Here is a 22,408-nt window from a genome sequence, read left to right on the forward strand (position 1 = left end):
GCGCCGGCGGACGATCGGGGAGACCGCGCGGCCGACGGGGAGCGAGCCCGAGCGCGCTCACGGCTCGGGCTGGGGAAGCGGCGGAGAGCGTCCCGTCGGGCCACACCGGAGCTGCCCTCGGCGGCGAAACATGCGAAAACTATCAAATTTGCTGCTGTTTCCGGCGGCCACTCGTCATCGACCGGGTTTTCTGGCGGAGTTTCCGACGCTCGGATCTGGCGCTCAGCCCGGACGGTTTCGCATGAAGTCCGCCACCTCGGCGAAGCGCTGGTCGAGGAAGGCGCGGAGCGGCGCGGGCACGTCGAGCTCGGCCATGGCCGCCCGCATGCAGCGCATCCAGGCGTCGCGCATCGCCACGTCGACCGGGACGCGCGCGTGGCGCATCCGCAGCCGCGGGTGGCCGTGCGCGGCGATGTAGTCCTGCGGCCCGCCCAGCCAGCCGATCAGGAAGAGCGCGAATCGGTCGCGGCTCTCCCGGGCGACCTGGCCGCCCTCGTCGCAGACGTGGAGGCGCGCGAGCGCCGGCTCGTCGCGGCCCATGAGGTCGTAGAAGCGCTCGACGAGCCGGCGCACCGCCGGCTCGCCGCCCAGCAGATCGAAAGGGGTCTCGGACGGCTCGGCCATAAACGATGCCCTCTACCGGATTTGCGCCGGCGCTGCACGCCGCTGGCTCAGGCCGCCGCGGAGCTGCCGCAGGCCGCGCCGAACCACGCAGCGAGCGCGCGGCGCAGCCGGCGATGGGCGGAGGCCTCGGGCTCACCTGCCGCAGCCGCCCAGGCCACGTAGCCGTCGGGGCGAATCAGCAGCGCCTCCGCGGGGCGCGGCAGCGCAGCGCAGCGCGCGCTCACGACGTCCACGCGATCGCCCCAGGGCGCGGCCACGCCGCCGAGCGCGGCGCCGCCGGTCAGGTCGAGCAGCACGCCCCTGGCCCCGTGCATGAGCTGCGCGACGCGCGTCTCCCCCTTCTGCGTGGTCACCGAAACGTCCGGCGCCCATCGCCCGAGCAGCGGGTGCTGCTCGCCGGGCTCGGTCGGCATCTCGTAACGGACGTCGGCCGCGTCCAGCATCTCGACGACATACCGCAGGCTCTGCTCGTGCTTGAGCAGCTCGCCGACCAGCTCACGCAGCGCGGCGACGCGCTCGTCCCGCATCATCAGCGCGCCCTGCGCCCGGGTGTGCATGATCACGCGCTTGCCCTCGGGGTGCCGCTCCGCGTGGTAGGTGTCGAGGAGCCCCGGCGGCGCCCAGCCGTGGACCTCCGCGGCCAGCTTCCAGCCGAGGTTGACCGCATCCTGCAATCCGGTGGTGAGGCCTGGCCCGCCGGCGGGGAGATGGATGTGCGCCGCGTCGCCCACGAGCAGCACGCGGCCCGCGCGGTACGTCTCCGCCTGGCGGCTCGCGTCGGTGAACCGGGACAACCACCGCACCTCGCGGACGGGCAGATCCTCGCCGAGCGCCGCGCGAATGCTGGCCTGCAGCTCGTCGAGCGTCATCGGCGCGTCCCGGTCGAAGTCCGGCGGATACGGCTCCGACGTGACCACGCGAAACACGCCCGCTCCCAGGGGAACGAGGGCGATCCCGCCGAGCCCGAACCGAACGCGGCGCCCGCCGGAGAGGACGAGGTGCCCGTCCTCCGTCGCGCCCTCGGCCAGCGTGACGTCGGCGAGGCGCAGGAGCCGGGAGGGTGGGAGTCCAGGAAAGCCGATCCCGGACAGCTTGCGCACGGCGCTGCGGCCGCCGTCACACCCCACCACGAAGCGCGCCCGAAGCGGGTAATCGCCGTCCGGGCCTCGGACGGTGACCGTCGCGCCCTCCCCGTCCTGAGTCAGCGCGATGAGCTCGTGACCTCGACGGATCTCCGTCGTCAGCTCGCGCGCCCGCTCTTCCAGCAGCGCCTCTATGCGCGCCTGATGGATGCTCAGGAAGCGCCTGGAGACGCGCGCGTGGTCGCCGCCGAGGGCCAGCGGTATCCCGCCGAAGTGCACGAAGCGCGTCATTTCTGCGGCGCTCTGCTCCGCGCGGAAGCGATCGAGGAGGCCCCTGTGGTCGAGGATCTCCACGGCGCGCCCGCCGAGGCCGAGCGCCTTGGAGAGCCCCGTGGGCTCGGGAAGCCGCTCCAGCACGACGGGGCGCACGCCGGCCAGCCGCAGCTCGCAGGCCAGCATCAACCCGGTCGGACCGCCGCCCACGATGACGACATCGACGTTCATAAGCGTTCTCCTTGTCGAGCAACGATCGATTGACAACGATGGTTCAGCGACGACCTGCGCGCGATGAGGGATGAACGAGGCTCACGTCACGTGGCCTCTCCGGTGCCCGCGCGGCCGCCCCATCCAGGCGTGGTCACGCCATCCAGCACGAGGCTCACGGTCTGCTCGCCGAGGCGCGCGGCGAGCTCGAGATCGCACGAGAGGCGCGCCCGGAGGTCCGAGAAGCGCGGCCCGAAGATGCCGATCCCGGCCAGCGCGCCCACGGCGGTGCAATACAGGAGCTCGAACTCGCAGTCGCGCCGGAACACACCGCTGGCTTGACCTCGCTCGTAGAGATCGCGCAGCTGCGACGGCAGCATCGCGAGCGTCGCGGGCGGCGCGGCCTGCCAGCCGCTCATCGCCTCGTGCATCGCGAGCGGCATGCACAGGGGGCGCGAGAGGAGCAGCCGGAAGAACATGGTGAACGCGTGCCAGAGGCCCTCGCGCGGCTCGAGCGCCGCCGATTCCTCGAGCGCCGGCCGCCACCCCTCCATAAGGCCGGACCACTGGTCCTCGAGGACCGCGCGGTAGAGGCCGTCCTTGCTCCCGAAGTGATGGTAAATCATGCGCTCGTTGACCCCGGCGCGCCCCACGATGGCGTGCACGCGGGCCCCGTCGGGCCCGTGCCGCGCGAACTCCTCGGCGGCGGCGTCGAGGAGCGCCCGCCGCGTCTCCTTTTTCTCGTCTCCCGGCATCAGGTAAATGTTTATTTACTCATGAACGAGCGGCGGTCAAGAGCGCGCACTGGCCGCGTCCCCCTCGCGCGATGGAACGAGCGGTGGAAACAGGGCGCCCGGCGCGGGCTCTCCCACCTCGGGCGTCAGCGGTCGCCCCGCGTTGGGTCCATGCCTCCCGGGCAGCTGGGTCCTCTTCCGCTGTGGCCCGATGTGGGCGCAGCCGGCCGCCCTTCAGGCTTCAGAGCGGCGCGCCTGACTCGGAGCTCGGCGCCGCGGCCAAGGCGCGATTGGGCCGCGGGCGGTGCGGGACGTTATCGATTCTAATCGCAAGAGAAAGCCGGCGATTCCTTGTGCCTTTTGCTGTAGGCTCGCCGCCAGGTCAGGTCTGGCCCCTGGCCAATGTGCTTGTTGGCATGAACCAGAAAACGACGTTCCTCCCTGCGTTGGTGCTCGCGGCGGGCGCGCTCACGGTGAACGTGACCGGCTGCGAGCTCATCGTCGCCGTCGATCGCAGCCGGATCTCCGACACGAGCGGCGCTGGCGGCGCCGGCGGAACCGGTGGCTCCGGCGGCGGCACGACGACGAGCAGCAGCGCCAGCTCGTCGTCAGACACCGGCGGCTCGGATGGTACCGGCGGCGCGGGCGGCTCCGGCGGCATGGGCGGCTCCGGCGGCATGGGCGGCTCCGGCGGCATGGGCGGCTCCGGCGGCACGGGCGGCTCCGGTGGCACGGGCGGCTCCGGTGGCTCCGACGGCACCGGTGGCTCAATGACGTGCGCCGGCGGCGCGACACCGTGCGACACGATCGGCGACTGCCCGGCCCCGGCCACGGAGTGCGTGAAGGCCACGTGCGAAGCACGGTGCTGCGGCACGACCAGCGTGCCCGACGGCACCGCCACGATGGCGGGCCAGGCGGCGGGTGACTGCAAGCAGCAGGTCTGCGACGGCGACGGCGGCACGACGTCGATCCGCGACGACACCGACAAGCCGGCCGACGACGAATGCAACGTCGGCACGTGCCCGGGCGGCTCTCCGGGCAGCACACCGAAGACCGCTGGCACGAGGTGCACCACCGGCGGCAAGGTCTGCGACGGCAACGGCGCCTGCGTCGACTGCCTCGCGGACACGGACTGCACCGCGCCCCAGGTCTGCGATCCGATGGGCACGCGCAGGTGCGTGGACGTGTCTTGCACCGACGGCGCGCTGAACGGCGGCGAGACCGACGTCGACTGCGGCGGCGTCGACGCCGGCTCCGGCTGCGCGCTCTGCGCCGACGATTTGGAGTGCGCGCTCGATTCGGACTGCGCGAGCGGCTACTGCAACACGGCCGGCAGGTGCGCGACGCCCAGCTGCATGGACACCGACAAGAACGGCAACGAGACCGACATCGACTGCGGCGGCGCCTCCTTCCAGGGCGCTCCGGCCTGCAACAAGTGCGGAGTCGGGAAGACGTGTGGCGTCGCGGACGACTGCACCACGGGCTTCTGCAGCGGCGGCACCTGCGCGGCCAAGCCGGACGGCGCGTCCTGCGCGACCAACGCCGAGTGCGCGAGCGCGCGCTGCGTCGACGGCGTCTGTTGCAACACGGCGTGCACCGGCGCCTGCCAGGCGTGCTCCGCGGCCAAGAAGCTCGGCGGCTCCGACGGCGTCTGCGGCTACATCGCGGCCGGAGGCGATCCGGACGACGAGTGCCCGGACACGGGCGCGGCGTCATGCGGGACCAACGGGTTCTGCGACGGTGCGGGCGCCTGCCAGCGCTACGCAGCGGGCACGGTCGTGCCGTCCGGGCAGACGCCGGGCGATTGCCAGCAGCGCGTATGCAACGGCGCCGGTGGCACCACGACGGACGAAGACGTCACCGATGCCCCGGTGTCAGCGACCGTCTGCTTGACGGACCCCACGTGCACGGGCACGCCGGCCATGCCGAACTTCTCGACGGCGCCGGCGGGCACCGACTGCACCGCTGACGGCCTGCCTGGCCAGACGGTGTGCGGCAGCGGGCTCGCGGCTGGCACGTGCGTCGAGTGCAACGACGACTCGAACTGCACCTCGCCGGCCACGTGCAACACGACGACGAACGTCTGCGAGTGATTGCGACAGTATAGAGCACCTCTTCCAGGGTGGCGCATCGGGCGAGCGAACTCCTTGGTCTGCTCGACAAGCATCCGCAGCGGTTACTGGCTTCCGGGCCGCTTTCCTAAAGAGGAGGAGCCGTCGCGCAGCCGACGGCCCCGTCCGCTACCTTAGCGGGTCTTCACCCGGACGAGGAAGCACCAGGCCTCCCGTCCGTAGTTCTTCGCCCAGAGGATCTTGCCAGATCTCCAATGCCGGAAATACGGCGTGAAGACCCAGCGAAATCCCGGCCGGGCGGGGAACGGCTCCGACATGGTCGAGCCCTCCTTCCGCGCACGAGGCGCTGGCAGAGGCCGCCCACTTTAGGCCGGGACTTGACCAGGATCGCGCGGAGGTGCATCCTGCGCGTTGTTGCGGGCTCCCGGTCTGTCCACATCGGTCGGGCGGCGGTGACCCCAGAGGCCTTCGCGGCTGGTACCCGCGGAGGCTCTCGCCTTTCAGGGGCTGCGGCGTGCTGCGCCGCCGCGCTTCCCCTGGCGAAATTCTTGTGCCGAACGGTCATTCGCTTCCTCCACCGCTCGGAAAAATCTGATCGCGCGCCGGCCTCGTCGTGTCGAAATCCGGCGAGATGCTGAGCAAATACATCACGATGCGTCGCACGTCTTGAATCGCGAAGTCGTGCGGTGCGACGAACATGAATGGCCGGCGACCGGGGCCCATCGGGATCGAGTGCACGTTCCCGACGGACAAGGATTCCGGTGCGCGCCCGGTCGTTTGGGGTCTCCGTACCGCCTCACTTTGCCGAGCGACCTCGCTCCGCGGCTCCGCCGCGCTGCGCTGCGCTAAGGCGTTCGGCCCCTCTTGCTCGTAGATGAAGTCGGCCAGGGTTGCCCGGGTACGCGAGGCGTAGGTAGCGATCGTTGACGGGTTCTCGTCCCCTCGCTCCTTCCACAGCATCTCGATGCGATCGAGCTCGGCTTGGAGGCGGCGCGGATCCTCCTCGGCGTAGACCTCAGGCGCGAGCTCACGGATGGTCTGGAAAAATCGACGTAACCCAGTCCGCCGAACGCGCGCCGTGTTGCTGGGCATCGCACGGGCGGCCACGAGCTTCTCCAGAAAGGTGAACAGCTGGCCGAGAAGCGGGTGCTCCGGAGTGCTCGTCATGGGCCGCGTTCCTCATCCATCAGGTGCCTCTAGACATACCAAAAAGATCTTCGTCCGTCAACGAAAGATCGATCTGACGATCGTTAACGATCTTGATCCTCTGAATATAAGACGATCTACCAGATCAATGTCCGAGAGCACGATCTTTTTCTGAGCAATTTTGTTCGCCCGTTGATCCTGTTCGCATGCTCAGGTTGCAGACCCCTGGAGCGGTGCCGTCGGCCGAGTCCGGTCCGCCCTCTAGGTCCAGCGACCCGACCTGGGTCCGGCAGCTGGAGGGTGAAGAACGATCGGCGATCGGTGACTGGCGGCGACCGGAGATGGGCGGAAACCTGCGACCAGCACGTACTCCGTGAGCGCCTTGGAGCGGTTGTCCGGCTGGGTGACGAGCTCACCTCGGGAGGGCGACCATTCACCCATGGCTTCCGCGCTTCGCTCGTCCGGCTCGACCCAGCGGCGTCGCTTTCAGACCGGTGGCGCGGTCCGGGACAACGCGCTGTACGTAGAGCGCTCTGCGGATCGCGAGCTCCCCCACGCGCTCAAGCAGGGCGAGCTCTGCTTCGTTTTAGCGACACGCCAGATCGGCAATGGCAGGATGACGCTCGTCGCATGGTTGCTCACCCCTCCGGTGCCACCGGCGGCCCGAACAGCCGACGGATCGCCTTGTGAACGACCCACCACCTGAGCCCCGAGGGCGACGGTGCGGCTCAGGGTGTTGGCAAGCTCGACAACCACGGCAGCCCGAGGCGACGGGTGAGCCGGCGCCAGCTCCCCGAGGCGACGGGTGAGCCGGCGCCAGCTCCCCGATCCGGGGCTCGCCGGTTGGGCTCGGGTTGGGGCCGTCGCTTCCGAGGGGCTGCGATTCGTCGTCAGGGCCCGAAATCCTGCAGCAACCGACGGATTGCACGGGTTCGCCACTTCAAATTCGTCTTTGGGCGACGCCGTATTATGCGCGCGACAACCGCACCTCGACCTCCCGCTCCACGTAGGACCACTCCTCGGTCTCGCGCAGCCTGCCCACGAGCTCGTCGAAGGCGCCGGCGTCGCCCTCGGCGAACTCGAACCAGGTCAGGAAGTCGAACGGGCCGCCGAGATCCCGGCTGTGGTAGAGCCGCCTCGCCACGGCCGGCAGGTACTCCAGCCCGATCTTGATATGGCGCGACCTCGCCTCGAAGATGGCCCGCCGCTCGTCCTGCGCGAGCGCCCACCACGCCTTCGATTTTCTGAGCGGGATCAGCGCCGCCTGCGTGCTCGACGCCCGGCCGAGGTCCTCCTGGACAGCGACGAGGCGCCTTCTCTCCTCGAGCTCGACGTAGCGCTCGTTGCTCCTCACGCCGTTCAGGACCCAGGCCGCTCCCGGCGGCGCGACGAAGCTGCTCCCCTCGACGCGCTGCAGCCGCGGCGCCGCGGGCAGCTCCTCGCCTCGCACCAGGACCGTCCTCTCGACCCGCCACTCCCCGGCGGAACCTGCAACGAAACTGACCCGAACCGGATTTCCTTCCATGGATGGCTCCGAGGCGACGGCAACGCCGGACGAATCCCACCGACCCGCGACGGCGGGGCGGCCCTACCACACGCCCTCTCGTCACGAGGGCGCCCGGGAAGGCGGCTGCGCTCGGGCTCGCCGCGCCGGCCGAGCACGACACCCAACGCGGTCGATGATGTGCGGACAGGAGTTTCGCCGTGGTTTCCGCGCGATGATTTTCCGTCGCCCGCGTCAGCTCAGGACAAGATAGGAGTCGCCGAACTCGTGACAGAGATACCCTGCCTCCTCGGCATAGGAGTTCGCGCGGTGGAGCAGTGAGGCCGGCGCGAACGCCTCGAGGAGCCGGAAGTGGCTCTCTGTCGGATCGTGCACGCCGGTCAAGAGCCCGTCGACCACCCTCGGCCGGAAGCCGTGGTGAAGGACCAGGTCGGTGACCCCCGGCCCGGCCTGGAGCTCACCCCCGTGCTGGGCAGCGCAGCCCTCGAGCGCGCGCGTCACCGTCGTGCCGACCGCGATGACGCGGCGCCCGCGCGCCTTGGCCTCGCGCACCGCCGCCACCGTCTCTTCGGGGATGTCGAAGCGCTCCGGCAAGGGCAGCAGGGCGTCGAGGGCCGGCTCGCCCGCCGACGAGATCCCGGCGGCGTGCGTGAGCGAGGCGACGCGCACGCCGCGGCGGATCAGCTCGAGCAGCAGCCCCCAGACGAGCGGCCGGCCGGCCGAGGGGAGCTCGGCGCAGAGAGGCTGGCTCGCGTAGCGCGTCTGCGTGTGCCAGATCGCGAGCGGGGCCGCGACGTACGCATACTGGATCGGGCGCCCCCGCCGGTAGAGCGCCGACCAGAGCGGCGCGCCCCGCTCGCGAAAGGCGATCTCGACGAGGCGCGGCGAGGCCGGAGGCACGCGCTCGATCACGGCCGACAAGTCCTCTCCGAACGTCACCGCGTCCCCCGGGCCGAGGGCGGGCGGCGCCGGGCGCTCCTCGGTGCGCGTGTGCCAGTCGCCGGCGCCGAACAGCAGGGCCGCGTAGCGCCCCTCGGACAGCTCGCCGATGAGGCGCACCTCGACCGCCGCGCCGCGCTCGGTCGCGCCGTGGAGCGACGCCGGCAGCGTGGCGCCGTCGTTGACGACCAGGAGATCACCCGGCTCGAGGAGCGCGGGCAGATCCGCGATGCGCGCGTCGCGCAGGCGCCCCGCTCGCGGGTCCACGTGGAGGAGCCGCTCCTCGAGCGGGTTCTCGCGAGGCCACACGGCGGGGCTCATGGCGCCTCCTCGAGGCGCGCGGCCTCGAGGCGCGCGCCGCTCGGCACCTCGCCGGCGCGGCCGACGAGCGCGACGATGCGCCTCGCCACGTCGGCTGGATCGGCCAGCGTGCTCGGGTCGGCGTCGGGGATGGCCTCCGCGTGCATCCGCGTGTTCATCTCGCCCGGGTCCACCGCGTAGAACGCGACGCCCGTCCCCTCGAGCTCGGCGGCCCAGGTGCGGCTCAGGTGATCGAGCGCCGCCTTCGAGGCGCCGTACGCGCCCCACCGCGGATAGGCGTTCACCGCCGCGTCCGAGCTGACGTGGACGACGACCCCGCGCCGCCGCAGCGCCATCGCGCCGGCGACCACCTTCGTCAGGCGGAACGGCCCGACCACGTTGACCTCGAGCACGCGCCCGAGATCCTCGCACTCGGTGTCGAGCAGGATCGGCAGCGGCGTCTTGCCGAGCGTGCTCGCGTTGTGGATGAGCAGGTCGATCGGCCCGACAAGGGCCGCCGCCGCGCCGGCGATCGCGTGCGTCTGGCCCTTGTCCCCGATGTCCGCCGCGAGCGCGTGCGCCTCCCCGCCCTGCGCGGCGATCTCGGCCGCGACGGCCTCGAGCGGCGCGCGCTCGCGCGCCACGAGGACCACCTTCGCGCCCCGCCGGGCGAGCTCCCTGGCGAGCGCGGCGCCGAGCCCGCGGCTCGCCCCGGTGACCAGCGCCGCCCGTGGCGCGAACCGCTCGCCCCGCGCGGCGCGGGCGAGCGACGGGCGGGAGCTCGCTCCGGCCTGGATCAGCGCCTCGCTTCCGGTCGATTCGTCGTTCATGGTGCCTTCCTCCTCGACACCAGCCTACGCCGCGCGGGTTCTCTCGTTGGAGCGGGCGCCAATATCCTGGAAGAGTGCTAATCTCCGGGCATGGACCAGGACGCGGAGCTCGCGGGGCGGCTGGCGAAGAACATCAAGCAGCTGCGCGAGGCGCGCGGGCTGACGCAGCAGCAGCTGGCCAAGCTCGCCGGCGTGCCGCGGGCGACCTGGGCGCACCTCGAGTCCGGCGCGGCGAACCCGACGCTCGGCGTGCTGCACCGGGCCGCCGCCGCGCTCCAGGTGTCCATCGAGGAGATGCTCTCCGCGCCCCGCGCCACGTGCCAGCTCTACGCGCGCGACACGCTCCCCACGCGCTCGCCCGGGCAGGCGCTCGTCCGCAAGCTCCTGCCGGACCCGATCCCGGGCATGGAGATGGATCGCATCGCGATCCCCCCGGGCGGGCGGATGACGGGCGTCCCGCACACCCCGGGCACCCGCGAGTACCTGACGTGCGAGTCGGGGGAGCTCCAGCTCGTGGTCAGCGGAGAGCGGTTCACGCTCGGCTCCGGCGACGTCGCCGTGTTCCGCGGCGATCAGCGCCACTCGTACCACAACCCCGGCAAGCAGCCGGCGGTCGGCTACTCGGTCGTGGTCCTCGCGCGCGTGTTCTGAAGGGCAGCGGCGCGATCACACGGCGCCGCGGCGCCTACCGCTCGCCGGGCGTCATCCACTTGGGCTCGGCGCCCGGGCGCCACGCGGCGAGCAGATCCAGGAGGGCCGGCGCCTCCTCGGCGACCTGCAGCACGGCGCGGTGGGCCGGCTTCATGAACTGCTCGGCCACGACGTGATCCAGAAAGGCGATCAGCGGGCGGTAATACCCCGCCACGTCGAGCAGCCCGACCGGCTTGTCCTGAGAGCCGAGCTGCGTCCATGTCCACACCTCGAACAGCTCTTCCAGCGTCCCGATGCCCCCCGGCAGGGCGATGAACGCGTCCGCGAGGGCGGCCATCTCCGCCTTGCGCTGGTGCATCGTCTCGACCACGCGGAGATCGGTCAGCCCGCGGTGCTCGATCTCCCGCTGGTTGAGGAACCCCGGGATGACGCCGATCACCTCACCGCCGCGCGCGAGCACCGCGTCGGCGATCACGCCCATGAGCCCGACGCGGCCCCCGCCGTACACGAGCCCGATCCCTCTCGCCGCGAGCAGCTCACCGAGCCGCACGGCCGCCTCGCGGTAGGCCGGCGACGCGCCGGGGTTCGACCCGCAGTAAACGCAGATCCTGGAGAGCGTTCTCATGGGCCCGAGCCTACGCCGGCCGGCGAGCTCGTCCAAGCGGGGAGCGGTGGGCCGGCGCGCCGTGGAGAGTAGCCTTCTCCCCGGCGGCGCGCCCTGGCGCCCCCGCGCCGCGGCCCGGCACCCCCGCGCGGCGGCGGTGCCGTGGCCGGCGGGTCACTCCTTGTCGAGCTTGCCGACGAGGCTCAGCGTGAAGAAGGCGCCCATGTACTTGAAGTGCGGGCGCACCTGCATGTCGACCTTGTACCAGCCGGCGTTCCCCGGCACCTCGGTCACGATGATGCGCGCCTTGCGGAGCGGCCTGCGCCCGCGGGTCGCCGCGGAGACGACGTCCTGATCGGCGACGTACTGGCCGATCCAGTCGTTGAGCTCCTTCTCGAGATCGCCGCGCTCCTTCCACGTACCGATCTGCTCGCGCTGCAGCACCTTCAGGTAGTGCGCGATGCGGCACATGATGAACATGTACGGCAGCTGCGTGCCGAGCCGGTAGTTCATCTCGGCCGCCCTGCCCTCGTCGCTCTGCCCGAAGAACTTCGCCTTCTGAGCGGAGTTGGCCGAGAAGAAGCAGGCGTTGTCCGAGTCCTTGCGGAACGTGAGCCCGATGAAGCCCTCCTCGGAGAGCTCGAACTCGCGCCGCTCGGTGAGCATGATCTCGGTCGGCACCTTCGTCTGGATCTCGCCCATCGCCTCGTACTGGTGGAGCGGCAGGTTCTCCACGGAGCCGCCCGCCTGGGGGCCGATGATGTTCGGACACCAGCGGTACTTGGCGAAGCTGTCGGCGAGCCGGGTGGCGAAGGCGTACGTCGCGTTGCCCCAGCAGTACGCGTCGTGCTTGCCGACCACGTCCTCCTCGTAGTTGAACGCCTTCACCGGGACGGTGTTGGCGCCGAAGGGCAGGCGGAGCAGGAAGCGCGGCATCACGAGCCCGACGTAGCGCGCGTCCTCGGTCTCGCGGAACGCGTTCCACTTCGTGTACTGCGGCCCCTCGAAGAGCGCCTTGAGGTCCTTCAGGTTGGGCAGCCCCTGGAAGTCCTTCAGGCCGAAGAACTGCGGCCCGGCCGCCGCGATGAAGGGCGCGTGCGACATCGTCGCGACCGCGGCGCACTTCTGCAGGAGCGCGATGTCCTGCGGGCCCGGGCCGAACTCGTAGTTGGCGATGATCGCGCCGACCGGCTTGCCGCCGAACTGCCCGAACTCGGCCGAGTAGACGATCTTGTAGAGCCCGCTCTTCGGCACCTCGGGGGCGTCCTCGAAATCGGCGAGGAGGTCATCCTTGGAGCAGTTGAGCATCTCGACCTTGACGTTCTCGCGGAAGTCACACCGGTCGATGACGAACTTGAGGCCGCGCCACGCGGACTCGAGCTTCTGGAAGCTCGGGTTGTGGAGGATCTCGTCGATCTGCCGCGACAGCTTGACGTCGATCTCCGCGATCAGCGCGTCGACGAAGGCCTTGTCGACCTTCTCGCCCTCGCGCCGCGGGGCGACGAGCTCCGAGATGAAGGCCTGCACGCCCCGCTTGGCGATCTCGTACCCCTCGTCGCCGGGCGTCATCTTCGTCTCGGCGAGGATCTCGTCGAGCAGCGACCCCCCCTCGAGGGTCTGGACGCCCGCGCTCCCCGCGGCCTGTGTCTCCGTCGCCATCGCTTACTCCCCTTCCTTGTCGAGCCCGAGCTCGCTCACGATCTTGTTGCGCTGAGCCGGGTCGCTCAGGATCTGCTGAATCTTGTTGCGGAACGCCTTCTCGTTTCCGAGCGGGCCCTTGAGGGCCGTCAGCGCGGCGCGCAGATCGAGCAGCTTCTTGAGCTCCGGCACCTGGTTCGCGATCGCCTCGGGCTCCATGTCGCTCAGGCGGCGGAACTTGAGGTTGACCGTGAGCTCGCTGTTCTCCTGCTCGGACAGGACGTCCTTCACGTTGAAGGTGAGCGCAAGCTTCTGCTCGCTCATGACCTTCTGGAAGTTGTCCTTGTCCACGTTGATGGGCTTGCGGTCCTCGAGGGGCCGCGGATCCGGCCGCTGCGTGTAGTCGCCGAGCATCAGGAGCTTCAGCGGCAGCTCGACGTCCTCCTTCGCGTTCCCGGTGGCCGGCTTGTACGTGATGTTCACGCGCTCTTTCGGCGCGACCGATCCCTCTTTCATCGCAGGCTCCTTTCCCCGTCAGCAGCGGGCGGAGCGCCCGCAGGCCGAACGAGCATAGAACAAAACCCCCGCCCCTCGGGCAAGCTTCTCGGCGCGACGCGCATCCCCGCCTTTGCCACGCTGCCTCCCCTGCCCCCCGGCATCCGGCTCACTCCCCCAGCGACATCTTCAAGGCGAGCGCCGCGTCGAGCTGGCAGACGCGCTCGAAGCAGAGCGTCTCCTTCGCCTTGGCCTCGGGGGTGGCCTCGTAGCCCTGGTTCAGGACCCGGTAGCACGTGTAGAGCGCGGCGTAGAGCTCCGCGCAGAGATCCGGCTGCCAGGTGGTGAGTCGGTGGTGGTCGACGAGGTGCTCCAGCGCCTCGAGCTGCGCCCGCGCCACGAGGAACTGGGACAGCTCGATGTTGATCTGGGCCATCGCGAGCCTCACGCGGAAGCGGTCCAGCGCCGTCGGCGCGGCGGCGGCGGCCTTCTCGAGGAGCGCCATCGCGTCGATGGGCTGCTGGTTCGCGACGAGCCCTCGGGCCTCGGAGAGCGGCTTGTCGAGGTAGCTCCGGGGCCTCGCCGGGGCTGCGGCGCCGCTCGCCCCCGCGCCGCCGAGCGCGGCCGCGACCTCGGACGAGAGCCACGCCTGCGTCTCGCCGTCCGCGAACGGCGTGCCGTCGCTGAACTTGAGGGTCGGCAGGAGCGGCGCGCGGAGCAGCAGGGCGCCCACCTCGACGAGCACCGCCCGCTTGGCGTCGGCGTAGTCGTCGCCGAGCTGCTCGAGCGCGTTCGCGACGTACCTGTGCGGATCGAGCCAGAGGGGGTAGCTCTGCGCGTACTCGTCGGCGACCTGCAGCAGATCGGCGAACGCCCCCTGGGTCGTGAGCGCCGGGAGCGTCTGCAGCACGTGCTCGGGCGGCGGCGGGATCGCCGTGCTGCCCGTCGGAGACGACGCGCCCGGATCGTCGAGGAGGTCGACCCAGAGCCCGACCCGGAGGACGCGGTACGCGGACGCCCGCTTCGGATCCGCCGCCCGCAGCGCGTCGCCCGCGCGCGCCATCAGGGGCGAGCACTTGCCGAGGGCGGTGAGCGCGGAGTCTTCGTCGACGATCGCCTCGAGGCTGAGCGCCGGATCGCCCGCGGCGGCGACGGGCGCGGGCGGGGGCGGCGGCGCGGCGGCCGCAACCGTGACCGCCGGCGGCGCTTCGGCCTTCGGCGGCTCGACCCGCGGAGGAGGAGGCGGCGGGGGCGGAGGAGGCGGCGGCGGAGGCGGCGCCTCCGCGGGCAGGCTAGCGACGAGGCTGCGGATCGCGTTCCGGAGCGGGCCGAGCCCTCCGTACGCGTCGCCGAGCTTGTCGGCGAGGTCGACGTCCAGCGCGCGGCTCACCTGGTCGATGGCGTTCACCACGTCGCGGTCCGCGGCGGAGACGGTGATGCCGGTGAGCGTCCCTGCCGCGAGGTCTCCGAACCAGGCGCACAGGTTGCCGCGCGCCTTGGGCCGCTTGATCGCGGGATACATGGTGTCCCAGAACGCGTTGTTCAGCTCCTGCACGAGCACGAGCCCGTCGAGCAGGCCGGGCAGCTTGTCGACCTGCGACTTCGCCGCCCCGTAGTAGAGCGCGACGCGGAAGTCCTTGGACTTCTCGCTCAGGAGCTCGTCCGCGACGCTCGCGATGCGCCCCCAGTCGACCTTGCCGCCCGCGAGCGACTGCAGCTTGTCGACCTCGTTCTTGAGGCCCTCGAACGCCTCGTCGTAGGTGACGTCGGCGCCGACGCCGCCGTTGATGGGCGCGTACAGCGCCTCGATCCGCTCTTTGGATTGTTGGACGGCGTCTTCAGCGGCCATGGGGCGCGCAGGATATCAAGGCGTCCCGGGTGTGGACGGCGAATCAGACGGCGAATCAGACGGCGACCGCACGACGACTGCGCGACCGCTGCACGGCGACTTCGGCGGTGAGCCGGGCGGCGCCCCGGAGCGGCCGTGCGCGGGGTGGAGCGGGTGCCTTCGGCGCGGGCATCGGCTCAGCCGAGGGCTTCCAGGAAGCTGTCGAGCGACAGATCGGTCCGGGCGACGAGCGCGTCGAGCTCTGGCCCGAGCGCATGTCGGGAAACGTGCTCCTCGACGCGTGGGGGTCCGCAGAGGTCGGCGATGTGCTCGGCCTGGGTGGTGGGCGCGATCATCTCGCGGAACGAGCCCACGTGGGGGGTACCGAGGTGGAGGAGCAGGGTGCGCTGTGGTGTCCAGAACGCGTTCATCAGCGTGCGTCCCCATTTCGACAGGCGGCGGGTCATGTCCATCCACACGGCGGCGGCGTAGGCGTCTCCTGCGCCGAGCGGCAGCCTGAGGGCGAGCCCTGTCCTCGGGAGCTCCTGACCGCGGAATGGGACCACCGAGTCGAGGATGTTCTGCAGCACCCAGAAGCGGCTCGCGTCGGTGCCGAAGCCGGCGTCCCAGAGCGCCTTCATCGGCTGGGTCTTCAGCCATGCGCGGTAGGCGGCCTGCGCCGATTCGGGGTCGTCGAGCGACGGCGGCGCGATCTGGGAGACGCGGTGGAGGAAGGCGTCGACGGGCAGGGTCCTGCCGTTCGTCGCGGCGTCGTGGGCGGCGGCGAGGAGGGGGAACAGGGTGATGGGGAGCGACGGCCCGGCGGAGACGAGTTGATCGTAATCGTAGGACCCGAACACCACCATCGGGTAGAGCCGCCCGGCGTTATCGCCGCTGGCGGCCCAGGCGCCCACGAGCCCGCGGGTGGGCGGCTCGTCGCCTTTCGGTTCGCCGTGGAAGACGAAGAGGCCCAGGGCCGTCTGGTAGTGCGCATCGAAATGGGCGCCCATGGCGCGCCGGGCGAAGTCGATGGACGCGCCCAGCCAGCGGTCGAAGGCCGCGAGCTCTTCGCCACCTGCGTTCAGCCGGATGAAATCGCCCGTGGCGGGAAGCTTGCCGAAGCAGCCGATCTGCGGCGGAGCGGCAGGGCCCTTCTTGCGGCGCCAGAACATGACTGCTGGGAGTGAACCACGAACTGCTCACCGAGCGCTACCACCTTCCCGGTTGCGGCGGGAGCGTGCGGGGAGGGGGCCGCGCCCCCGTCCACGATCCTCTCTCCCCCTCTCCCCCCTTTTCACAAAGAGCCAGCGGGGGAGGGGGTGTCGTGCGGGGGGCCGGCGGGGGAGGGCCCCGCGAACCCGAGCGCCGGCCCGCCCCGGAGCTGGTCGCGCGCGGTCTCGGCCCCCCGTTCTCACGGCAATAGCCTCCCAAAAGGCGCGAGTTCGCGGGAGGGGGTCCCCGCCGGCCCCCCGCACGACACCCCCTCCCCCGCTGGCTCCGTTGCTGCCTAGATCACCCTTTACCGAAGCGATCGCCGATGCTGGCAGGGCAGTTGGTCGCCCGGAAGAAGCTCGTCGGGAACGGGTGGTTCCCGCGGGTCGGCCTGATCTCCATGGTCACGGTCACCGGCGGCGCCGTCATCTGCCAGGTCACCGTGAACAGCTCGTCGTTGTCCTTCTGGGCGGTGGTCGTCCCGGCCTCGAAGAGCCGGAAGATCCCCCACGGCCCTTCGCGCACGAGCTCCTCGTCGAGCCCCCCCGCGCCGCGCACCTGGATCCTCGCCCCCTTCGCGCCTTCGCCCGGCCAGTTGAAGGTGTGCCAGAACTCCTTCTCGTTGCGATAGAGCCTCTTCTGGCCGTCGACCTCGAAGACCACCTCGCTCACGATCGGGCTGACCGTCTTCATGTTGATGTGGAAGACGACCTTCGGCTCCGCCCCGCCGCTGCTCCCGAAGAGCGCGTCGGAGATCTCGTTCGAGCGCCTCAGGCAGTTGTACAGGTTCGCGCTGAACGGCGTGAACGGCTTCGCCGCCTGCGGCTGCCCCGACAGGTGCGCCTTCGGGAAGAACTCGTGCCCGACCTGGTAGTGGAAGCCCTTGAGGTACGTCTCGTAGAAGCCCCAGAGCACCCCGTCCTTCGGCTTGAAGAAGGCCATCGCGTCCTCGAGCGAGGCGTCGCGTGACGACGCGAGGTTGAACGGGTAGCGGTCCTTGATCTTGTCGCGGTAGTGCGGCCAGACCTCGACCTCCCAGATCCCGCTCGCCGCGCCGCCCGCGCGCCGCACGACGGCCTTGTACGCCTGCCGGAGGGGGTTCATGAGGAGCGGCTCCATCAGCCGCTGCCCGGTCTGGTCCATCGAGAGCAGCAGCCCCTGCGTCTCCTTCACCGCGTCCTGGAACGCCTCCGTGGCCTTCGAGGTGTCCGCGTCCGGCGGCCCGTCCTCGACGACGCTCATCTCCCCTGCCAGCCGCTCGAGGTGGCCCACGTACTGGCCGAGCTTGGGCGGGGGCGGCGGCGGCTGCCCTTCGCCCGCCGGCGGCTGGGGCACCCCGAAGCTGGCCATCGACTCGAACTTGTCAGGCACCGGATCGTAGTGCTGGCGCTGGTTCCCCGTGAGCATCGAGTCGATCCGCACGCCCGTCCGCTGATCGACCTTCTGCGCGATCATGTCCTTGGCCCTGTCGAGCAGGCCGCCGTCCGCTGTCAGCAGGCTCGGCTTCTCGTCCTTCCCGAACTGCGTCTCGTCCGAGAGCCGCTGGAGCAGCCGCCGGTAGGGCCAGTCGGGCGTGGAGAGCACCCTGAACTCGTGGATCGCCTCCCGGTTCGTCTTCGGGACGTCGACCTGGATGTCGCGGAAGAACGCCTCCCACTGCGCGATGTACGCGTTGTCGTAGTCCTGCCGGACGCGGTCGAGCTCCTTCTGGATCTGGTCGCCCTGCCGCTTCTCGTCGCTCGACAGGGGGAGCACCCAGAGCTCGCGCTCGAGCTTCTTCCTCCCCTCCTTCAGCGACTCGAGCACCTGCGCGTGCCCCTTGGCCGTGTAGGGCCCCTGCACCTCGAACCACGTCCCGCCCCGGTTCTTCTGCGCGCTGTGGACGACGGTCAGCACCTCGGGCCGATCCGCGAACATCTCGTTGAGCGACACCGGCGGGTACTTCAGGTTCTCCGGCGTGTTCGGCCCCGACTCGTCGTACTTCTGATCGATCAGGCTCGTTACAAACTGATCGTAGTAGCGCTTCGTCGGATCGACCCGCAGCAGGTCGGCGCGCGCCCGGGCGACGAGCGGCTCGTTCAGCTCCTCGGCCTCGAGCTTCTTCCGCCGCACGAGGTCGATGTAGTAGGCGACGTGCGGCGTGAGCCGCTCCTTGAGCTCGCTCTCGGGCAGATCGGTGAACGGCTTCAGGGTGTCGGCCCAGACCTGGACGAGCCGCCCGGTCTGCCACCGCGCCGCCTGCTCATCCATGTGGCCCTGGTACTCCTTGCCGAGCAGGAGGTAGCTCCGCAGGGCGTTGTAGCCGTCCAGGAACTCCCCCTCGCGCACCTTCTCGAGCTTCGCCTCGAGCTGCGCCTTCGCAGGGCTGACGAAGCCCTGCTTCAAGCTCATGATGTACTGGCCCATCGTCGGCGGGAACAGCTTGTCCCCCTGGAACATGAACCAGCCGTACTCGATCGGCGTGTTCTCGACGTACCCGTCGAGCCGCCCCACGTGCTCCTGCAGCCGATCGAGCTTGTCGATGTTCGCGCGCACGTTCGGCGGCGCGCCGCTCCGCCCCGACCAGTCCACGAACGCGATCTCGTCCGAGATGCGCCGGGTCTCGGCGACGAGCCCCTTGTTGTTGAAGTACGAGATCACCGCCGGCAGGAGGAACAGCAGCGCCACGAGCGCCGCGGCCGCCGCCACCAGGATCCGCTGCATCCGCCGCCGCCGGAGCTCCGCCTCGGAGCGCGCGGCGAGGTCCTGATCCGGGAAGACGACGTTGGTGAAGACGTCGTGCAGGAAGAAGCTCTTCGACTCCTTCGGGGCCGCCGCGTCCTCCTCGCCCTCGCCGAGCCCGGCGCGGAGCCCAAACGCGCGCCCCATCGCCCCGACCACGCGGTCGAGCGGCCGCCCCTCCTGGACGCCGCTCGTGAAGTAGAACCCGCGCAGGATCGGCGTGGGCGCCGCGCCCGCCTTGGGCGCGAACGCCGCCGCGATGAAGTCCGACAGGTTGCGCTTCACCGCCGCGAACTCGAGCGGGAACTGGTAGCTCTTCTCCTTCACCTCGCGGCTGCGCTCGCCGATGAGCCGCTTCGTCAGGCGCGCGTGGAGCTTCTCGACGAGCACGTCGAACTCGCGATCGAAGATCTTCCCGGGCTCGTCCTTGTTCTCGTCGAGCCGCACGGTGGCGCCCCACGCCTGGGCGCGCTCGCTCTTCTTCAGGTCGCCGAAGTACTCGGTGAAGCCCGCCACCAGGTCGCTCTTCGTGAAGAGCACGTAGACCGGCAGGACCATGTGCAGCGTCTGCTGCATCTCGTCGATGCGCGCGCGGATCTTCTTGCCGGTCTGATCGATCTGCTCGTCGCTCGCGTCGAGCAGCTCGCTCAGGCTCACCGCGACGATGACGCCGTTCAGCGGCTTGTGCTCGCGGTGCTGCAGCAGCGTCTCGAGGAACGCCATCCACTCGTCGTGGTCGTCGCTCTCGGTCGTGTACCGGCCGGCGGTGTCGAGGAGGATCGCCTCGTTCGTGAACCACCACTCGCAGTTCCTGGTGCCGCCGACGCCGCGCACGCCGGTGCGCTCGGGGTCGATGTACGGGAACACGAGCCCGGAGTGCCGGAGGGCGGTCGTCTTGCCTGCCCCGGGCGGGCCGACCATCACGTACCAGGGGAGGACGTAGAGCGCGTCAGCGCCCCGCTTGCCTCCGCCGAGCTTCGAGGCCTTGAGCGCGGCGATGCCCTCCTGCATCTGCCGGTTGAGCTCCTGGATCTCCGCGCGCCGCTCCGGCTTCGCGTTGATCACCTGCTCCTGCGCCTGCTGCGCGATCGCCTTCTCGAGCGCCCGCGCGGCGCGCGCCGCGCGGATGCGCCGATAGACCGCCAGCCCGACGAGCAGGGCGAGGACGACCGCCGTCGCCACGAGCGGGATCTCGATCGGGAACGCCTCGGCCCCCTCCCCTGCCGCCGGGCGCAGCATGAACCACACTCCCCACACGGCGGTGAGGAACAGGGCGCTCAGGATCCACAGCCACATCGGAAGTCTCCCTCGGGAACAGCAGAGGACGGCGGAGTCGCCTAGGTCCCCGTGCTGATCAGCTTCTTGATCTGGTCGGCCACGCCCTCCGCGTCCGAGGCCACGACGAGCCGGAGCACGATGACCACGAGGACGGCCAGCACGAGCAGCCCGAGCGCGATGGCCAGGTAGGGCAGCTCGCGGCGAACCGCGTTCGCGCCGCCGTCCTTGCGCTCCGCGTTCGGCGCGAGGGCCTCACCGCCGCCCTCGGCGACAGCGACGTGGTTGCCCACGCCCTCGATGACGGCGCCGAGGCCCTCCTGCTGGCGCAGACGATATTTCCCCTGGAAGCCGAGGGCCAAGCAGAGGAAGTAGATTTGCGCGACGTGGTTCCTCCCGCGCTGGCCGTAGAGGTTGTCGAGGTTCGTGAAGAACCCGTCGCCGGCCGTGTTCAGCTGGAAGAACTGGAACTGCAGCGGGTTCTGGAGCCACTGCGTCCTCCCCGGCCAGTTCGAGTTGAAGATCACCTCGTCGGCGAAGGCCGCGAGCGCGAACTTCGCGTCGATCATGTCCTGCTCGGGGATGCGCGCCTCCCGGCCGTTCTGCATCATCGTGTCGAACAGGCCGAGGACGCGCCGCTGGAGGATGTCGGGCGCCGGGAGGTCGCGCGAGTTCCTGAGCTGCAGGATCAGCGAGAGCACGTCGGAGCACACAAAGTACATCGTCTGCGAGAGGCTCATGGGCTCCTCACCCGGAAGGGGCGGCCTGACACGTTCACTTTCCTGCCGGGACGGCGATCAGCCGGAGATCGACCTTTTGCGGTTCGATCGGCTGGTAGATAGCGATCGTGCCAGAGCCGAGGATATCGTTCCAGTAATCGCCGTTCTGGTTGACGCGGAGGTAGACGAGCCCCGGCTTGACCGGGATGGCGCCCGGCGGCCGGTACTCGATGGCGACGTTCACGCCGGGCGTCGCGGAGTGCAGGATGTGGCCGATCTGCGTCCACGAGCCGATCTTGAGCAGGCGCGGGAGCCGCTCGCGCAGCGTGCCCTCGTCCGTGCCCTTCGCCTCGAGGAACATCTCGTGGCTGCGGGGCAGCTTCGGGTCCTCGAACCTGCCGAGGTACATGCCGTCCTCGCGCTTCTCGAGCGGCACGATGACGAACTGCTCCGTGACAACCTCGTTGATGAGCCGGTAGGCCCGGTCGAACATCGGGTCGAGGACGCCATCGAGCTCGAGGTAGTTGAACTTGGGGATCGTCGTCGGATCGCTGTCGGTGGCCGCGAAGGTGCAGAGCTCTCCGATGAGCGAGCCGAGGACGACATAACACTGCTCCGGGTGCGCGCCGCCGTGGTCGACGAGGTGCGACACGATCGGGATGTACGAGTTCAGGGTGTGGAGCAGCCAGAACTTGGTGAGGTCGGAGGCCTGGAAGTCGACCGACGCCGCGTTGCGCATGCGCCGCCCCTCGACGAGCGACTTCTGCTTGCCGACGAGCGCCGAGAGCACGCGGCGGAGGCCGGACATGATGTGGTCCGACGTGTTGATGCGAAGGACCGACGGGATGAAGCTCTTCCGCAGCGCGATCGCGCCGGAGCTGTCGCGGACGAGCTGCGCGATGCGCACGGTCTGGTACGCGTCGCGCGGCTCGGTGCCGAAGAGGAGCCGCAGGTTGGTGCGGGCCCAGGTGACCGACTGCTCGTTGCGGCCGGAGTTCACGTCCGGGACCGTCGTCTGGGCGGCCACGAACCGCTGGGCGGGGCCCGCCTTCGCCGGGTCCAGGCTGATGTTCGCCGCGGTCTCGCGCAGGTTCGGGATGCCGAGGAAGACGTCGAGCGTCTTCAACGCGGCCGGGAAAGCGCCCTCGAGCGGCCGCGCCTCGACCTGGTCTTCGCCGCGATCGCCGATGAAGAACGGCGTGCCGTCGGGGAAGACGCCGTGGCATTTGACGACCTTGAACTGCCCGGCGGAGAGCGCGCGCTCATCGAACTGGGCGGACGTGATGCCCCAGTCGTAGCCCACGACGGCATGGAGGCGCGCGTGGAGCAGCGTCTCGTGGTAGGCGTCCGTTTGCTGCAGGTGCTGAGGGGTCATGAAGAGCCCCTCGGTCCAGACCGGCTTGCGCGGGTGAATCATGTCGCCCGTCCAGTCTTACCAGATGTGCCGTGCGCGGCGTCGCGAAAGCGGGTCAGGCGCGGGGAGCGCCGACGCGGCGCTGCGCGCATCGGGCCGCTCGTCGTCGCCGACGGCCGCGCGGTCGCGTCGCGCAC

18 protein-coding genes are annotated in these 22,408 nt (G+C 70.4%); 2 read left to right on the plus strand and 16 right to left on the minus strand.

Translation table 11 applies throughout. From position 1 onward, the window contains the following. Positions 1-222 precede the first annotated feature (222 nt). The 3 genes from WMF44_RS26705 to WMF44_RS26715 form a co-directional block, all read right to left on the minus strand. Positions 223-624: a group II truncated hemoglobin gene (locus WMF44_RS26705; protein WP_012237604.1), complete on the minus strand. Its 402-nt coding sequence runs from the start codon at positions 622-624 to the stop codon at positions 223-225. Between the two features lie 47 nt (positions 625-671). Continuing rightward, a complete protein-coding gene (locus tag WMF44_RS26710; RefSeq protein WP_437292861.1) occupies positions 672-2,210 on the minus strand; it encodes an FAD-dependent monooxygenase in 1,539 nt (512 codons plus the stop codon). 86 nt (positions 2,211-2,296) lie between these two features. After that, entirely contained in the window at positions 2,297-2,944 is a 648-nt protein-coding gene (locus WMF44_RS26715; protein WP_437292862.1) for a TetR/AcrR family transcriptional regulator, read from the minus strand. A gap of 395 nt (positions 2,945-3,339) precedes the next feature. Here WMF44_RS26715 and WMF44_RS26720 point away from each other — a divergent pair, with 395 nt between their 5' ends. Further along, positions 3,340-5,016, plus strand: coding sequence for a hypothetical protein (locus WMF44_RS26720; RefSeq protein WP_437292863.1), 1,677 nt, complete (start codon positions 3,340-3,342; stop codon positions 5,014-5,016). 152 nt (positions 5,017-5,168) lie between these two features. Here the strand turns inward: WMF44_RS26720 and WMF44_RS26725 are convergent, their stop codons facing one another. From WMF44_RS26725 to WMF44_RS26745, 5 genes are all read right to left on the minus strand, one after another. Then, positions 5,169-5,312, minus strand: coding sequence for a hypothetical protein (locus WMF44_RS26725; protein WP_437292864.1), 144 nt, complete (start codon positions 5,310-5,312; stop codon positions 5,169-5,171). Between the two features lie 244 nt (positions 5,313-5,556). Continuing rightward, on the minus strand, positions 5,557-6,162 hold the full coding sequence (locus tag WMF44_RS26730) for a hypothetical protein (protein WP_437292865.1): 606 nt from the start codon (positions 6,160-6,162) through the stop codon (positions 5,557-5,559). Between the two features lie 946 nt (positions 6,163-7,108). Beyond that, the gene (locus tag WMF44_RS26735) at positions 7,109-7,666 is read right to left on the minus strand and encodes a chlorite dismutase family protein (protein ID WP_437292866.1); all 558 of its coding nucleotides are present in this window, start codon (positions 7,664-7,666) and stop codon (positions 7,109-7,111) included. A gap of 213 nt (positions 7,667-7,879) precedes the next feature. Next, complete coding sequence (locus tag WMF44_RS26740) at positions 7,880-8,905, minus strand: S-adenosylmethionine:tRNA ribosyltransferase-isomerase (RefSeq protein ID WP_437292867.1); 1,026 nt, start codon at positions 8,903-8,905, stop codon at positions 7,880-7,882. Further along, the gene (locus tag WMF44_RS26745) at positions 8,902-9,714 is read right to left on the minus strand and encodes an SDR family NAD(P)-dependent oxidoreductase (RefSeq protein ID WP_437292868.1); all 813 of its coding nucleotides are present in this window, start codon (positions 9,712-9,714) and stop codon (positions 8,902-8,904) included. Before WMF44_RS26745 ends, WMF44_RS26740 begins: the two co-directional genes overlap by 4 nt. Positions 9,715-9,804: 90 nt before the next feature. Here WMF44_RS26745 and WMF44_RS26750 point away from each other — a divergent pair, with 90 nt between their 5' ends. Beyond that, complete coding sequence (locus WMF44_RS26750) at positions 9,805-10,365, plus strand: helix-turn-helix domain-containing protein (RefSeq protein ID WP_437292869.1); 561 nt, start codon at positions 9,805-9,807, stop codon at positions 10,363-10,365. Positions 10,366-10,399: 34 nt separating this feature from the next. Here WMF44_RS26750 and WMF44_RS26755 read toward each other — a convergent pair whose 3' ends face one another. The 8 genes from WMF44_RS26755 to tssK all read right to left on the minus strand — a co-directional run bounded on the left by WMF44_RS26755 (position 10,400) and on the right by tssK (position 22,274). After that, the gene (locus tag WMF44_RS26755) at positions 10,400-10,990 is read right to left on the minus strand and encodes a TIGR00730 family Rossman fold protein (protein ID WP_437292870.1); all 591 of its coding nucleotides are present in this window, start codon (positions 10,988-10,990) and stop codon (positions 10,400-10,402) included. A 153-nt stretch (positions 10,991-11,143) separates the two neighbouring features. Next, on the minus strand, positions 11,144-12,628 hold the full coding sequence (gene tssC / locus WMF44_RS26760; RefSeq protein ID WP_437292871.1) for a type VI secretion system contractile sheath large subunit: 1,485 nt from the start codon (positions 12,626-12,628) through the stop codon (positions 11,144-11,146). Between the two features lie 3 nt (positions 12,629-12,631). Continuing rightward, a complete protein-coding gene (gene tssB / locus WMF44_RS26765; RefSeq protein ID WP_012237614.1) occupies positions 12,632-13,123 on the minus strand; it encodes a type VI secretion system contractile sheath small subunit in 492 nt (163 codons plus the stop codon). A gap of 148 nt (positions 13,124-13,271) precedes the next feature. Next, positions 13,272-14,951 (minus strand): type VI secretion system protein TssA, encoded by a 1,680-nt coding sequence (gene tssA / locus WMF44_RS26770; protein WP_437292872.1) that lies wholly within the window; start codon positions 14,949-14,951, stop codon positions 13,272-13,274. A 176-nt stretch (positions 14,952-15,127) separates the two neighbouring features. Continuing rightward, positions 15,128-16,102, minus strand: a complete 975-nt coding sequence (gene tagF, locus WMF44_RS26775; RefSeq protein WP_437292873.1) for a type VI secretion system-associated protein TagF — start codon at positions 16,100-16,102, stop codon at positions 15,128-15,130. A 340-nt stretch (positions 16,103-16,442) separates the two neighbouring features. Beyond that, positions 16,443-20,159, minus strand: a complete 3,717-nt coding sequence (gene tssM, locus WMF44_RS26780; RefSeq protein WP_437292874.1) for a type VI secretion system membrane subunit TssM — start codon at positions 20,157-20,159, stop codon at positions 16,443-16,445. Positions 20,160-20,200: 41 nt separating this feature from the next. Then, the gene (locus WMF44_RS26785; protein ID WP_437274698.1) at positions 20,201-20,878 is read right to left on the minus strand and encodes a DotU family type IV/VI secretion system protein; all 678 of its coding nucleotides are present in this window, start codon (positions 20,876-20,878) and stop codon (positions 20,201-20,203) included. A 34-nt stretch (positions 20,879-20,912) separates the two neighbouring features. Then, positions 20,913-22,274, minus strand: coding sequence for a type VI secretion system baseplate subunit TssK (tssK, locus tag WMF44_RS26790; RefSeq protein ID WP_437292875.1), 1,362 nt, complete (start codon positions 22,272-22,274; stop codon positions 20,913-20,915). Positions 22,275-22,408: the final 134 nt, after the last annotated feature.

It is taken from the genome of Sorangium sp. So ce426 (genome assembly GCF_051475585.1).
Taxonomy (GTDB): Bacteria; Myxococcota_A; Polyangia; order Polyangiales; family Polyangiaceae; genus Sorangium; species Sorangium cellulosum_B.